Source organism: Actinomycetospora chiangmaiensis DSM 45062 (assembly GCF_000379625.1).
In the GTDB taxonomy this organism is placed as follows: Bacteria; Actinomycetota; Actinomycetes; order Mycobacteriales; family Pseudonocardiaceae; genus Actinomycetospora; species Actinomycetospora chiangmaiensis.
In genome coordinates this window covers 374,288-387,291 of record NZ_KB903244.1, presented here as the reverse complement: position 1 = coordinate 387,291, position 13,004 = coordinate 374,288, and the positions used below count along the sequence as shown (strand labels likewise).

Annotated in this window: 12 protein-coding genes and 1 pseudogene; 7 read left to right on the top strand and 6 right to left on the bottom strand. The window is 74.6% G+C overall.

The features are described 5' to 3' along the window. Positions 1-30: 30 nt before the first annotated feature. Positions 31-1,551: a cobyric acid synthase gene (locus A3CO_RS0123700; RefSeq protein ID WP_033414936.1), complete on the top strand. Its 1,521-nt coding sequence runs from the start codon at positions 31-33 to the stop codon at positions 1,549-1,551. 4 nt (positions 1,552-1,555) lie between these two features. Here A3CO_RS0123700 and A3CO_RS0123695 read toward each other — a convergent pair whose 3' ends face one another. The 4 genes from A3CO_RS0123695 to A3CO_RS0123680 all read right to left on the bottom strand — a co-directional run bounded on the left by A3CO_RS0123695 (position 1,556) and on the right by A3CO_RS0123680 (position 4,705). Further along, positions 1,556-2,032 carry an SRPBCC family protein gene (locus A3CO_RS0123695; RefSeq protein ID WP_026204934.1) on the bottom strand — a complete coding sequence of 159 codons (477 nt, stop codon included), beginning with the start codon at positions 2,030-2,032 and terminating at the stop codon, positions 1,556-1,558. Between the two features lie 91 nt (positions 2,033-2,123). Then, positions 2,124-2,993 (bottom strand): class I SAM-dependent methyltransferase, encoded by an 870-nt coding sequence (locus A3CO_RS0123690; RefSeq protein WP_018334743.1) that lies wholly within the window; start codon positions 2,991-2,993, stop codon positions 2,124-2,126. Then, positions 2,990-4,216 (bottom strand): saccharopine dehydrogenase family protein, encoded by a 1,227-nt coding sequence (locus A3CO_RS0123685; protein WP_018334742.1) that lies wholly within the window; start codon positions 4,214-4,216, stop codon positions 2,990-2,992. Before A3CO_RS0123685 ends, A3CO_RS0123690 begins: the two co-directional genes overlap by 4 nt. A 42-nt stretch (positions 4,217-4,258) precedes the next feature. After that, positions 4,259-4,705 carry a nitroreductase/quinone reductase family protein gene (locus A3CO_RS0123680; RefSeq protein ID WP_018334741.1) on the bottom strand — a complete coding sequence of 149 codons (447 nt, stop codon included), beginning with the start codon at positions 4,703-4,705 and terminating at the stop codon, positions 4,259-4,261. Between the two features lie 103 nt (positions 4,706-4,808). Between A3CO_RS0123680 and A3CO_RS0123675 the strand changes: the two genes are divergently transcribed. Together A3CO_RS0123675 and A3CO_RS0123670 are read left to right on the top strand one after the other, a co-directional pair. Then, positions 4,809-5,450 carry a TetR/AcrR family transcriptional regulator gene (locus tag A3CO_RS0123675; RefSeq protein WP_018334740.1) on the top strand — a complete coding sequence of 214 codons (642 nt, stop codon included), beginning with the start codon at positions 4,809-4,811 and terminating at the stop codon, positions 5,448-5,450. 76 nt (positions 5,451-5,526) lie between these two features. After that, on the top strand, positions 5,527-6,021 hold the full coding sequence (locus tag A3CO_RS0123670; protein ID WP_018334739.1) for a CinA family protein: 495 nt from the start codon (positions 5,527-5,529) through the stop codon (positions 6,019-6,021). Here A3CO_RS0123670 and A3CO_RS0123665 read toward each other — a convergent pair. Beyond that, positions 6,018-6,611: a TetR/AcrR family transcriptional regulator gene (locus A3CO_RS0123665; protein WP_018334738.1), complete on the bottom strand. Its 594-nt coding sequence runs from the start codon at positions 6,609-6,611 to the stop codon at positions 6,018-6,020. The two genes, A3CO_RS0123670 and A3CO_RS0123665, sit on opposite strands and share 4 nt — an antisense overlap. Positions 6,612-6,666: 55 nt before the next feature. On the opposite strand from A3CO_RS0123665, the pseudogene A3CO_RS37235 reads away from it, so the two are divergent. Further along, positions 6,667-7,362, top strand: a pseudogene (locus A3CO_RS37235) (alpha/beta fold hydrolase); the annotation flags it as partial. A gap of 46 nt (positions 7,363-7,408) precedes the next feature. On the opposite strand, the gene A3CO_RS0123660 reads toward A3CO_RS37235, so the two are convergent. After that, positions 7,409-8,791 carry a mycothione reductase gene (locus A3CO_RS0123660; protein ID WP_026204932.1) on the bottom strand — a complete coding sequence of 461 codons (1,383 nt, stop codon included), beginning with the start codon at positions 8,789-8,791 and terminating at the stop codon, positions 7,409-7,411. A gap of 363 nt (positions 8,792-9,154) precedes the next feature. Here A3CO_RS0123660 and A3CO_RS0123655 point away from each other — a divergent pair, with 363 nt between their 5' ends. The 3 genes from A3CO_RS0123655 to A3CO_RS0123645 all read left to right on the top strand — a co-directional run bounded on the left by A3CO_RS0123655 (position 9,155) and on the right by A3CO_RS0123645 (position 12,931). Beyond that, positions 9,155-10,018: a S1 family peptidase gene (locus A3CO_RS0123655; RefSeq protein WP_018334736.1), complete on the top strand. Its 864-nt coding sequence runs from the start codon at positions 9,155-9,157 to the stop codon at positions 10,016-10,018. Between the two features lie 185 nt (positions 10,019-10,203). Then, positions 10,204-11,112: a shikimate dehydrogenase gene (locus tag A3CO_RS0123650; protein WP_018334735.1), complete on the top strand. Its 909-nt coding sequence runs from the start codon at positions 10,204-10,206 to the stop codon at positions 11,110-11,112. Position 11,113: 1 nt separating this feature from the next. Continuing rightward, entirely contained in the window at positions 11,114-12,931 is a 1,818-nt protein-coding gene (locus A3CO_RS0123645; protein WP_018334734.1) for a sugar phosphate isomerase/epimerase and 4-hydroxyphenylpyruvate domain-containing protein, read from the top strand. The last annotated feature ends 73 nt before the right edge of the window (positions 12,932-13,004 follow it).

The following is a 13,004-nucleotide window of genomic DNA, read 5'->3' as shown; positions in this document are numbered from 1 at the left end:
CCGACGATCTCCGCCTCCTACGCTCGGATCGTGCAGGGCGCCCTCCTCGTCGCGGGGACCACCAGCGACGCGGGCAAGAGCGTCCTCGTCGCGGGGATCTGCCGCTGGCTCGCCCGGCAGGGTGTCGACGTCGCCCCGTTCAAGGCGCAGAACATGAGCAACAACTCCGTCGTCACCCTCGACGGGGGCGAGATCGGCCGCGCGCAGGCGCTCCAGGCGGCCGCGTGCGGCCTCGCCCCGAGCGTCGCCTTCAACCCGGTGCTGCTGAAGCCCGGGTCGGACCGCACCAGTCAGGTCGTCGTCCACGGCCGCGTGGACGGCACTGTGAGCGCGTTGTCCTACCGCGAGCGCAAGCCGGCCCTCCTCGAGATCGTGACGGCGGGTCTCGCGCGGCTGCGGGCCGAGCACGACGTCGTCATCTGCGAGGGCGCCGGGTCGCCGGCCGAGATCAACCTGCGGGCCACCGACATCGCCAACATGGGGCTCGCCCGCGCGGGGGAGCTCCCGACGATCGTGGTCGGCGACATCGACCGCGGCGGCGTGCTGGCCCACCTCTTCGGCACGCTCGCCGTCCTCGAACCCGGCGACCAGGCGCTGGTGAGCGGCTTCGTCGTCAACAAGTTCCGCGGCGACCCCGCCCTGCTCGAGCCGGGGCTGGCGCAGCTGGAACGGCTCACCGGCCGACCCACGCTCGGCGTGATCCCGTACGCGCCCGACCTGTGGGTCGACGCGGAGGACTCCCTCGGCCACGACGGCGCCGTCGGCCGGCCCGCCGCGCCGCTCGGCCGGGACTGGCTGCGGGTCGCGGTGGTGCGGTTCCCGCGCGTCTCGAACGGCACCGACGTCGACGCGCTGGCCGCCGAGCCCGGGGTCTCGGTCCGCTACGTGACCGCCCCGTCCGAGCTCGTCGGCGCCGACCTCGTCGTCCTGCCCGGCTCGAAGACGACCGTCTCGGACCTCGCCTGGCTGCGGTCGTCCGGGCTCGCGGACGCCGTGCTCGCCCACGCCCACGCCGGCCGCCCGCTGCTCGGGATCTGCGGTGGTTACCAGATGCTCGCCCGCAGCATCGACGACCCGCACGGCGTCGAGGCCGCCCCCGGCCGCCACGAGGGCCTCGGGCTGGGTGCGTTCGACGTCGTCTTCGACCGCGACAAGCACCTCGGCACCCCGCGCGGGACGGCGCTCGGCGAGGAGGTCGGCGGCTACGAGATCCACCACGGGCGCGAGCTGCGCGACGGCGGCGCGCCCCTGGTGACGACGGCCGACGGAGCCCCGGAAGGGCTCGACGTCGGGAACCTCTGGGGAACGCACTGGCACGGGTTGCTGGAGAACGACGGTTTCCGACGGCGGGTGCTGACGCGGGTGGCGGCGGCGACCGGCCGGGACTTCCGGGTCTCGCCGACGACGTCGTTCACGGCGGCACGCACCGCCCAGCTCGACCTGCTCGCCGACCTCGTGGAGTGTCACCTCGACACGGCGGCGCTGCGGCGGCTGATCGAGGGCGGGGCCCCAGCCGGGCTGCGGATCGTGCCCCCGGCCGGCGCTCCCTGAACGACTACTTCGCGGCGTTCGCGACCTTGTCGATGGTCTCGGTCATCTGCTCCTCGGTGACCATCGGGAAGAAGCCCTTGAAGTTCTCGTCCTGCACGCCCGACCAGTCGTAGACCTGCGTGACCTGGGTGCCGGAGCCGGCGGGCTCGAGCTTCCAGGTCCAGGTGTGGCCGGTCGCCTTCACGTCGCCCAGCTTGTCGGTGTACCCGTCGATCGGGTGGATGGTGGGCGCCCAGCCGATCTCGCGGTTCTCCTCGAACGAGGTGACCTCGTTCTTCATCTGGTAAGGGCCCAGGGCGTCGTTCGTCATGTTCATGACGAACTCGTCGCCCGACTTCGAGACCTTGTCCGGGCCCGAGTCGAGGCCCTGGAGCATGCCCGCACCGTCGAACTCGGTGTGGCGCTCCGGGCGGGAGAGCAGGTCGAAGATCTGCTCCGGGCTGGCGTCCACGGTCTTGGTGACGGTCTGCTGCTCGCTCACGCTCGTCCTTTCCTCGGGGAAGTCGGGGCGGACCGGGTCGTGCGGCACACGACCGGTCGACACGGAGGAGCGTGCCCCGATCGTGTCCGTCTCAATCGCGCACGGTGGGCCGGACGGCCCAGACCGGGCGGGTCGTCCGCACCATCAGGTCGTCCCGCCGGAGGATGCTGCCCGGCCCGTCCGGGTCGACGAGCCGGTCCAGCGCCCCGAGGTCCTCGGGCTCCAGCCCGTCGGCGACGCCGTCACGCAGCCGCTGCAGCCCCGCCAGCGCGTAGCGGCCGACCGCCGCCGAGTGCGACCCGTCGACCGTCAGCGTGTCGGTGCGCTGCGCCTCGATCCGGAGCCCGGCGGCCTCGATCAGCGGGGCGAAGTCCGCTCCCCGGTGCGGCATCCGCTCGGCCGCGAGACGGTCCGCCACCACGTGGGCGCGCGCCTCCAGCCCGGGCCGGTCCGCGGGCGCGTCGTCGGGCAGGAAGCGCGGGAAGCCGTCGATCTCGACGACGACGATCAGGCCGCCAGGCGCGAGCGCGGTGCCCAGGCGGCGCAGCATGCCCTCCGGGTCCGCCAGGTGGTGCAGCGAGGCCGACGCCCACACGAGGTCCGGCGTCCCGAGGGGGACCCCGGCACCGTCGAGGTCGCAGGGCAGCACGTCGACCTGCCCGGCCAGCCCGGCGTCGTCGGCCTTCTCCTGCAGCCGCCGCAGGTGCGCCGCGGAGGAGTCGAGCGCCGTCACGTGCGCCCCGGGGAAGCGGTCGAGCAGGGCGAACGTGCCGACGCCGGTACCGGCGCCGAGGTCGACGATCTCGCGCGGGGTGTCGCGCACCGGCAGCCAGGCGGCGAGGTCGGCCAGGTGCTCGGCGAACACGTCGGCGTCGAGGTCGAGGACCTCCGCCATGTCGCCGGCGTGCCCGTCGTCGTGCCCGTGCCCGTGCCCGTGGCCGTGCCCGTGTGCGTCGCTCATGCCGCGCGCGAGGCCTCGTACACGTGCCCCGCGGTGCGCAGGCGCTCGACGAGGGCCGGCCCCATCGCGGTCGCGGGCGTGAGCGAGCCGGCGCGCGAGGGCAGCCGGTCGCCGTCGAGGGCGAGGCAGAGCACCGACTCGCCGAGCATCACCGCGGTGGCCGCGTACCCGGGGTCGCCGGAGCCGGAGACGCGCGCGGTGTAGTGCGCACCCGTCGTCGTGACGGCGTCGAGGTCGTGGCGGAAGAAGCCCTTGCGGCGCGTCTCCTCCGACGGGCCCTCGCCCGGCTTGGGGAGGACCCGGTCGAGCAGCTGGCGCGCACCCGGCGTCGCGAACCCGGCGAGCATCGCGCCGAGACCCGCCGTCACCGCGCCCGCCGTGACCGCTCCGACGGGGCCGGCGCCCGTGGCCATGACCTCTCCGTAGCGCAGGCCCTTGCCGTAGGAGTAGCCGGCGATCGCGTTGGAGCGGCGCACGATGCGGGTGTTGTAGGACGCCATGACGAACGGGGCCGCCCACTTCCCGTCGGGGAGGCGGTGCGGCGCCGGGTTGTCGCTGGGCTGGCGGGTGTCCGGCTCGGCGTCGCGGTCGGGGGACAGGCCGTACGGGTCGCGCAGCAGCTTCACCGTCGAGCGGTCGGCCTTCACCTCGTCGGCGATGCCCCGCATCGAGTCGATCGTCCCGCCGGAGACGCCGCCGCGGACCCGGGCGACGGCGGTGACGTCGGTCAGGTCGCCCTCGCCGTCGGCCTGGACCTGCGAGTGCAGCAGCAGGACACCGAGGTCGGACGGGACGGAGTCGTATCCGCAGGAGTGCACGATGCGGGCCCCGGTCCGCTGCGCGACGGCGTCGGTGGCGTCGATCGCCTCGCGGGCGAAGGTGACCTCCCCGGTGAGGTCGGCGTAGTGCGTTCCGGCCGCGGCGGCCGCCTCGACGAGGGGGAGCCCGAACTTGGCGTAGGGGCCGACCGTCGACGCGATCGCCGTCGTCGACGCCACCATGGCGTCGAGGGCCGCGCGGTCGGTCGAGTCGGCGACGATCAGCGGCCAGTCGCTCCCCGGGGCCGGGAGCCCCGCACGGACGGCCTCGAGCTTCGACCGGGACCGGCCGGCCAGCGCGATCCGGGTCCCGGTCGGGGCGTGCCGGGCCAGGTAGTCGGCGGTCAGGGCCCCGACGAAGCTGGTGGCGCCGTAGAGGACGACGTCGTGCTCGCGCTCGCTCATCCGGCGCACGCTAGCGCCGCCGCCGGGCGGGCGCGCCCGGAGTCAGTCGAGGATCACGAACACGGGGTGACGCGGGGCGATCGCGGCCAGGTCGGCGTCGGACGAGTCGGCCGACACCCCGTCGAAGAACGCCCCGACCTCCCAGGCCCAGACCTTCAGGTAGGCGCGCAGCACCGGCACGATCTCGGCGGGCGCGGTCAGCTCGCGGACGACGATGCGCTCGGTCCGGCGCCCGACGGTCAGCTCCGCCTCGCCCGCGACGCGGATGTTGCGGACCCACTGCGTCTGTCCCCGGGCGGCCACCAGGTAGCGGCGGCCGTCGAGCGGGAGCGGGTTGACGGGCGTCGTCCGCACCTCGCCGCTGGACCGTCCGCGCACCCCGAGGACGGCGGACCCGGCGAGGGAGAGGCCCCGGCGGGTGAAGAAGCTGACCAGCGGGTTCATGACGCGCCGCGTGATGATGCCGGGCTGCTGGTAGTGGGTGGTCATGGCCGGTCTCCCTTGTGTGAGCACTGCTCTCGTTCCTGCGAGAGCAATGCTCTCTGTTGTGGGTCCTGCTGTCAAGAGCAGTGCTCTCTGAAATGCTGGTGCCATGACCACCCGCCAGGAGCAGCGCGCCGAGACGACCGAGCGGATCCTCGCGGCCGCCCGCGCGCAGCTCGCCGAGGTCGGCGCCGCGGCGCTGTCACTGCGGGCGGTGACCCGTGAGGTCGGGATGGTGTCCTCGGCGGTCTACCGCTACTTCCCGAGCCGCGACGACCTGCTCACGGCGCTGATCATCGAGGCCTACGACGCCGTGGGAGAGGCGGCGGAGGCGGCGGACCACGGCGGCGAGCCGCTCGAGCGGTGGGTGTCGGTGTGGCGGGCGGTGCGCGCGTGGGCGCGGGAGCACCCGGCGCAGTACGCGCTGATCTACGGCTCGCCGGTGCCCGGGTACGCGGCGCCGCAGGACACGTTGCCCGCCGCCGGCCGGGTGGCGATCGTGCTCGCCCGCATCGCGATCGAGGCCGGGGGACCGGTGGCCGCGCCCCCACCCGCCGTCCGGAACGCCCTGGCGCCCGATCTCCTGCCGGGCCTGACCGCCGAGCTCGCCCCGGCCGCGATGGCGGCCTTCACCCAGCTCTTCGGGACGGTCGGCTTCGAGCTGTTCGGGCAGTACGAGAACGTGGTGCACGACCGCGACACGTTCTTCGACCACGTCGCGCGGACGGCGGGCGCGACCTGCGGGTTGTGAGGAGCCGTTTCGGCGACCGGGTGGTCCGGTCATCCGCCGGCGTCGTCATCGTGGACGAGGACCGGGAGGTACTTCGGTGGACGAGCCCCTCGACGTGGAGCCCGAACAGCTCGCGCAGGAGATCTCGGACGGCGCGAGCCGGGACGGACGCCGGATCGCGGTGGTGGAGTCGTTGACGGGTGGCCTGGTCTCCAGCGACCTGGCGGCCGCCCCGGGATCGAGCGAGTGGTTCCGGGGAGGCGTCGTCGCCTACGACCGCACCACCAAGCACGGGGTCCTCAAGGTGCCCGACGGGCCGGTCGTCGCCGAGCCGGCCGTCCGGGCCATGGCGGAGAACGCCGCCGAGATGTTCGGCGCGGACGTGGTCGTCGCCGTGAGCGGCGCGGGCGGGCCCGACCCGCAGGACGACCAGCCGCCCGGCACGGTCTGGTTCGCGGTCAGCGACCACGGCCGCACCGACGCCTGGGTGAAGCAGTTCCCGGGCGATCCGCCGGACGTGCTCAAGGCGACCCGGATCGAGGCCCTGCACACGCTGCGCGAGCACACCACCGCGGCCCGCTCGCAGGGCTAGGCGCCGAGGGCGGCCTGCCAGTGCGCGCGCAGCGCCCGGCCGGCCGCCCCGGGGTCGATCGAGTCCGGCGCCACCAGGTACTGCAGGGCGAGGCCGCGCAGCTCGGCCACCACGATCGCCGCGACGATCGCGGGCTCGACGTCCGCGCGGACGTCCCCGGCGGCCCGCCCCGCCTCCAGGTCGGCGGCGATGTCGGCCCGGAACAGCGCGTCGCGCTCGCGGAACACCGGGCCGAGCTCGGCCGAGGCGACCGACTCCGCCCACAGCACGAGGAACGCCCGCGAGAGCGACCCGATCCCGCCGACGGCGCCGAGGTAGCGCTCGACCAGGGCGAGGAACCGGCCGAGGCCGGGATCCATCTCGTCGAGCCCCGGGACGAAGCCGGCCTGGCTCGCCGACACGAGCGCCTCGACGAGGGCCTGCTTCGAGCCGAAGTGATGCGTGACGATGCCGCGGCTGTAGCCCGCACGCCGCCCGACCTCCGCGAGCGTCACCGACCCGAGGCCGGACTCGACCACGAGGTCGGCGGTCGCGGTCAGCAACGCGCGCTCGGTCGTCTCGCGCCGCTCCCGCTGCGTTCTCCGTTCCACGGGCGGATCGTATCGTGCTAACTTGCGTGTTAGTCGACAAGTAAGTGAGGCCGAGATGACCGCGGTGTTCGTGCACGGCAACCCCATGACGGCGGCGGTCTGGGAGGGCCTGCTCGCCGCGATCGGGCGCGAGGACGTCGTGCTCCTGTCCCCGCCCGGGTTCGGCGCGCCCCTGCCCGGCGGGTTCGACGTCTCCCCGGACGGCTACCGGGACTGGCTGGTGGGGCACCTGGAACGGTTCGACGGGCCGGTCGACCTGGTCGGGCACGACTGGGGCGGGGCCCACGTCGTCCGGGTGGCGATGGACCGTCCGGACCTGGTGCGGAGCTGGGTGAGCGACGCGCTCGCGCTCTACCAGCCCGACTACGTCTGGCACGACCTCGCGGTGACCTGGCAGACGCCGGGCGCGGGGGAGCGGCAGGTCGCCGGGCTCGCGGACCGGCCGGCGTGGACGGCGCGCCTGACGGGCCGGGGCATGCCCCGGGCGGTCGCCGAGCGCATCGTCGACGGCTACGACCCGTCGTTGGCCCACGCGATCCTCGCGCTGTACCGGGCGGCCGCCCAGCCGGTCATGGCGCGCGCGGGGCAGGGGCTGGAGCGGGCCGCGCTGCGACCCGGCCTCGCCGTCGTGGCCACCGGCGACCCCGTCGCCGGCACCCTCGCGCAGCGCCGGGCGGCCGCGGCCCGCGCCGGGGCGCAGGTCGCGGTCCTCGAGGGTGTCGGCCACTGGTGGCCGGCCCGCTACCCGGTGCGGACCGCCCAGCTCCTCGGCCGGTTCTGGCGCTCGCTCGACGTCGTCACGACGACAGTGGGAGCCCCAGCAGTGCGTTCTCGATCAGTTCGGGCAGTGCCGGGTGGATCCAGTACTGCCCGGTGGCGACCTCCTGCGCGGTCTGGCCGAACACCATGGCCTGGACGAGCACCTGGATCAACGAGGACGCCTGCGGTCCCATGAAGTGGGCGCCGAGGAGCTCGCCCGACGGGGAGGCGAGCACCTTGGCGAAGCCGGTGGAGTCCTCCATCGCCCAGCCGAAGGCGACGTCGCCGTAAGCCTGCACCTTCGAGACGTACGGGGTGCCGTCGCGGCGCAGGTCCTGCTCGCGGGCGCCGACGCTCGCGACCTGCGGGTCGGTGAACACGGCCGACGGGACGAACCGGTGGCTCGTGGCGCGGGGCGCGTCGGGGTGCAGCAGGTTGTGCTGCACCACCTTCGCCTCGTGGTTCGCGACGTGCTTGAGCTGGTAGGGCGAGCTGACGTCGCCGAGCGCGTAGATGCCCTCGACCGGGGTGCGCTGGTACTGGTCGACCTCGACGCGGCCGTCGGTGGTGAGCTGCAGGCCGGTCTTCTCGACGTCGAGCCGGTCCCCGTTGGGCCTGCGGCCGGTGGCCACGAGGAGGGCGTCGCCCTCGATCTCGCCGCCGTCGGGGCAGGTGAGCACGATCGTGCCGTCGGCGCGCTGCTCGGCGGCGGTCGGCTCGGCGTCCAGGTAGACGTTCCACCGCTCCTGGGCGAGGCGGGTGAAGCGCTCGGAGACCAGCTCGTCCTGCTCGCGCAGCAGGGCCGGCCCGCGGGTCACGATCGTGACCTCGGTGCCCAGCGCCGAGAACACGTGGGCGAACTCGCAGGCGATGTAGCCGCCGCCGACGATCGTCAGGCGGCGGGGGAGCTCCGGCAGGCGCATGACGTCGTCGGAGGTGTGGAACGGGACCCCGGAGTCCGCGATCACCGCGGGCGCGGTCGGCCGCGAGCCGGCGGCGATGACGATGCGGTCGGCGGTGACGGTCTCGCCGTCGCCGCCCGCCGTCGGGGTGATCGAGAGTTCCCGGTCGCCCGTGAACACCGCGTGCCCCTGGTACACGGTGATGTTGGAGCACTCCTGGTCGCGGTAGCGCAGACCGCCCGCGGAGATGGGGTCGATGCGCCCGAACACGCGGTCGCGGATGTCCGGCCAGCGCACCTTGTCGATGCTCGCGTCGACGCCGTACGTGCTCGCGCGGCGGATCGTCTCGGCGACGTCCGAGGCGTAGACGTACATCTTCGTCGGGATGCAGCCGACGTTGAGGCACGTCCCGCCGAACACGCCGTGCTCGACGATCGCCACGTCGAGGTCGTCGAAGCGCGAGTCGAGGATCGAGTTGCCCGATCCCGAGCCGATGATCACGAGGTCGTGGTGGGGCACGTGCCCCACTCTATTGAGCCCCGCCGGGTGCGGCTCGTCCGTCCGGCGGTGAACGGTGTCTCCTCGGTCTCGACGACGCTGCGTGATGATCACGGTTGTCCCCGGTGAGCGGTCCTCATTGACCGTTCATCGCCGTCTCCTCACTCGCCGGTGTCGTTTACCGTCCGAAATCGACCGTTCGTCGTCGCTCGGCGGGGCGAACTCCCGCTCGCCGACTTGTTGACCACCGCCGGTCTCTGGTCACCTCTGCTCCGACGGACGGTGAGCGGTACGCCGGACGGGCCCCGCGAGGGGGCGGCGGAACTGCAGTACGTGAGCGGAGGCGGGATGCGGGAGCGAACGCACGGTCGGCACCGTGTCGAGGTGACCCGGACGCCGCGGGGGCCGCTGGTGCGGCGGGCGGTCCTGTGCGCCTCGACGGCCGTGGTGGTGCTCGCGGTCGTGGCGGTGGGGCTGGTGGGGTTCGGCGGACGGAGCTCGGCGGTGACGACGGGGAGCACCGGCGACGACCCGGGGGGCACCGGCGGCGACGGGGTGGCGCAGGCGCGGATCGTGGGCGGCGAACGCACCAGCACGGCCGACGAGCCGTGGGTCGTCTACCTCACCGACTCGTCGGGCTTCCAGTTCTGCGGCGGCACCCTCGTCGCGCCGACGAAGGTGGTCACGGCCGCGCACTGCACGGCGTCGGCGCCGGACCGGAAGATCCTCGCCGTGGTCGGGCGGGACGACAAGGACTCGAGGACCGGCCGCTCGGTGGCGGTGTCACGGGTCTGGATCAGCCCCACCTTCCAGTCGGTCGGCTCCGGGCTCGACGTGTCCGTCCTGACGCTCGCCCAGGCGGTCACCACCCCCACGCTGCCGCTGGCGACGGCCGCCGACTCCGCGCTCTACGGCGCCGGCACCGCCGCCCGCATCTACGGCTGGGGCGCGACGTCGGAGAACGGCTCGGCCTCCCGCTACCTGCTCGGGGCCACGGTCCCGATCCGCGAGGACTCCTACTGCCGGTCGTCCGCGTCGTCCTACGACCCGACGCTCCTGACCTGCGCGGGCTTCGACGCCGGGGGCGTGGACACCTGCCAGGGCGACTCCGGCGGGCCCCTGGTCGCGGGCGGCAAGCTCATCGGGATCACGAGCTTCGGCGACGGGTGCGCCCGCGCCGGCAAGCCCGGCTACTACACGCGGGTCGGTCCGAACGCCGATCTGATCGAGAAGCAGATCGCGTCGTAGGAGAGGGACATCCCGGTCGGAGGGCAGACCGGACGGGGGACCGAGGGCGGATCGGCGGGCAGGCCGGTCCGCCCTTCGTCGTGCCCCGTCCGTCCCGCCGTTCCCGACGCCGGGTCCTGCCGGACTTGCACCGGGCCGCCGGGGCGATCTAGCCTGAACTCACCAGTTAGTACATGGAGGTTCCGGTGACCCTGACCCTGCCCGACGTCGCTGCCGCCGACCCCGCCCGGGACGACCGCGCGAGCCACCTCGTCGGGCTGGTGGGCACGGGCATCGGCCCGTCGCTGACGCCCGCGCTGCACGAGCGCGAGGGCGACGCGCAGGGGATGCGCTACCTCTATCGACGGCTCGACCTCGACGTGCTCGGCATCGGTGCCGCCGAGGTCGGCCGCGTCCTCGACGCCGCCCGCCTCACCGGCTTCTCCGGGCTCAACGTCACGCACCCGGCCAAGCAGACGGTGCTCGCCCACCTCGACCGGATCGACCCCGACGCCGCCGTGCTGGGCGCGGTGAACACCGTGGTGTTCGGGCCGGACGGCGCCGTCGGGCACAACACCGACCGCTCCGGCTTCGCCCGCTCCTTCCGGCGCGGCCTCCCCGGCGTGCCGGTCGACCGGGTGCTGCTGCTCGGCGCCGGCGGTGCCGGGGCCGCGGTCGCCCACGCCCTGACCGATGTCGGGGTCCGTGAACTCCTCGTCGCCGACGCCGACCGCGCCCGTGCGGAGGCCCTCGCCGCCGCCGTCCGCGAGGCCGGCCGGGCGACCACGGCCGTCGTCGGGACCGGGGACGTCGAGGACACGCTGCGCCGCGTCGACGGGTTGGTCCACGCGACGCCGACGGGGATGGCGGCCCACCCGGGGATCCCGGTCGCCCCCGACGCGCTGCACCCCGGGCTGTGGGTGGCCGACGTCGTCTACCGCCCGCTCGCCACCGCGCTCGTCACCGCGGCCCGCGCCCGGGGCGCCCGCGTCCTCGACGGCGGGGGCATGGCGGTCTTCCAGGCCGTCGACGCCTTCCGGCACTTCACCGGCGTCGAGCCCGACGCCGGGCGGATGCTCGCCCACTTCGCCGAGCTCGTCGCCGCCGGGGCCTGACGTGGGAGGTCGACGGCACGGCATCGCGACCGCCTGTCTCTCGGGCCTGCTCGAGGACAAGCTGGCCGCCGCGGCCGCCGCCGGGTTCGACGGCGTCGAGCTCTTCGTGCCCGACCTCCTCGGCTCGCCGGAACCGCCCGAGGACATCGCCCGCCGCTGCACCGACCTCGGGCTCGCGATCGACCTCTATCAGCCGATCCGTGACGTCGAGGCGCTCCCGCCCGACGCGTTCGCGGCCGCGCTGCGCCGGGTCGAGCACGCCTTCGACGTCATGGCGCGGCTCGGGACCACCACGGCCCTGATCTGTTCCTCGGTCGACCCCCGGGCGATCGACGACGACGAGCTCGCCGCCGCGCAGCTCGCCGAGGTCGCCGCCCGGGCCGCCGACCGGGGACTGCGGATCGCCTACGAGGCACTGGCGTGGGGTCGGCACGTGAACACGTGGGACCACTCGTGGCGGATCGTCGCGCTCGCCGACCATCCGGCGCTGGGCCTCTGCGTGGACTCCTTCCACCTCTACGCCCGCGACGGCGACCCCACCGGTCTGCGGTCGGTACCGGCCGGCAAGCTCTTCTTCTGCCAGCTCGCCGACGCCCCGCGCCTGGACATGGACGTGCTGCCGTGGAGCCGGCACCACCGGCTCTTCCCCGGGCAGGGCGACTTCGACCTCACCGCCCTCGTCGGTCACCTCGACGCCGCCGGCTACGACGGCCCGTGGTCGCTCGAGGTGTTCAACGACGTCTTCCGCCAGGCCGACCCCGGGCCCGCCGCGCTGGACGCCCGGCGCTCCCTGCTCGGACTCGAGGAGTCGCTCGCCGGGGGCACCATGCCCGCAGTGGACGGGACCGCCTTCGTCGAGCTGGTGGTCGACCCCGCGACCTCCGCCGAGGTCACCGACGCGCTGGCCGCGTTCGGCCTCGTCCGCACCGGCGAGCACCGCACCAAGCCGGTCGGGCTGTGGGAGGCCGGCGGCGCGCGCGTCGTCGTCCGCGAGGAGGCCCCCGTTCCCGACGCCGGGTCGGCGCCGGCCGCCGTCGCCGCGCTCGCGGTGCGCACGCCCGACCCGGAGGCGCTGGCACGGCACGGGGTCGAGCTGCTGGCCCCGCGCGTGCCGCTGCCCCGCGCCGCGGACGAGGCGGAGCTGCGCGCGGTCGCCGCCCCCGACGGCACCCTGCTGTTCTGCTGCCCCGACCGGCCCGATCCGACCGCCGACGACTTCTGGCCGGGGGACTTCCTCGTGACCGGCGCCGTGGCGGGGGTCGGCGTGAGCGGGATCGACCACGTCGCGCTCAGCCCGCCGTTCGACCTGATCGCCGAGGCCGAGCTGTTCCTGCGCACGGTCGTCGGGCTGGCCCCGGTCGGCGCGCCCACCGAGATCGTGGCGCCCTTCGGACTGGTCCGGGGTCGGATGTTCGCCTCGACGGGACCCGACCCGGTACGGGTGGTGCTGTCCTCGACCCTGGTGCGCCGCGGTGGCTGGGCCCCCGGTGTGCCCGCGCCGCAGAGCGTGGCGTTCGCGGTCCCCGACGTGCTCGCCGTGGCGCGGGCCGCCGCGGCCGCGGGGCTGGAGCTGCTCGACGTCGGGCCGAACTACTACGCGGACCTCGCGGCGCGGGGGGTGGCGGACGTCGACCTCCTGGCCGCGCACCGCGTCCTGGTCGACGTCGACGGCTCCGGCGGGCAGTACCGCCACGTCGTGACGCCGGTGCTCGGCGGGCGGGTGTTCCTCGAGGCCGTGCAGCGGGTCGGCGGGCACTCCGGATTCGGTGCCGCGGACGCCCCGGTGCGGATGGCGGCCCACCGGCGGGCGCGACGCTAGGACGCTGACCGGCGTGTCCGGTGCACGCCGACGCGCCGGTCCCGTGTCGAGCGAAGGGCCCCTCGGCTCGGTG

Coding starts and splice junctions, on each gene's coding strand:
- A3CO_RS0123690 (WP_018334743.1), bottom strand. CDS start 2,993: ATGAGCGACGCACACGGGCACGGCCACGGGCACGGGCACGGGCACGAC.
- A3CO_RS0123680 (WP_018334741.1), bottom strand. CDS start 4,705: ATGACCACCCACTACCAGCAGCCCGGCATCATCACGCGGCGCGTCATG.
- A3CO_RS0123685 (WP_018334742.1), bottom strand. CDS start 4,216: ATGAGCGAGCGCGAGCACGACGTCGTCCTCTACGGCGCCACCAGCTTC.
- A3CO_RS0123675 (WP_018334740.1), top strand. CDS start 4,809: ATGACCACCCGCCAGGAGCAGCGCGCCGAGACGACCGAGCGGATCCTC.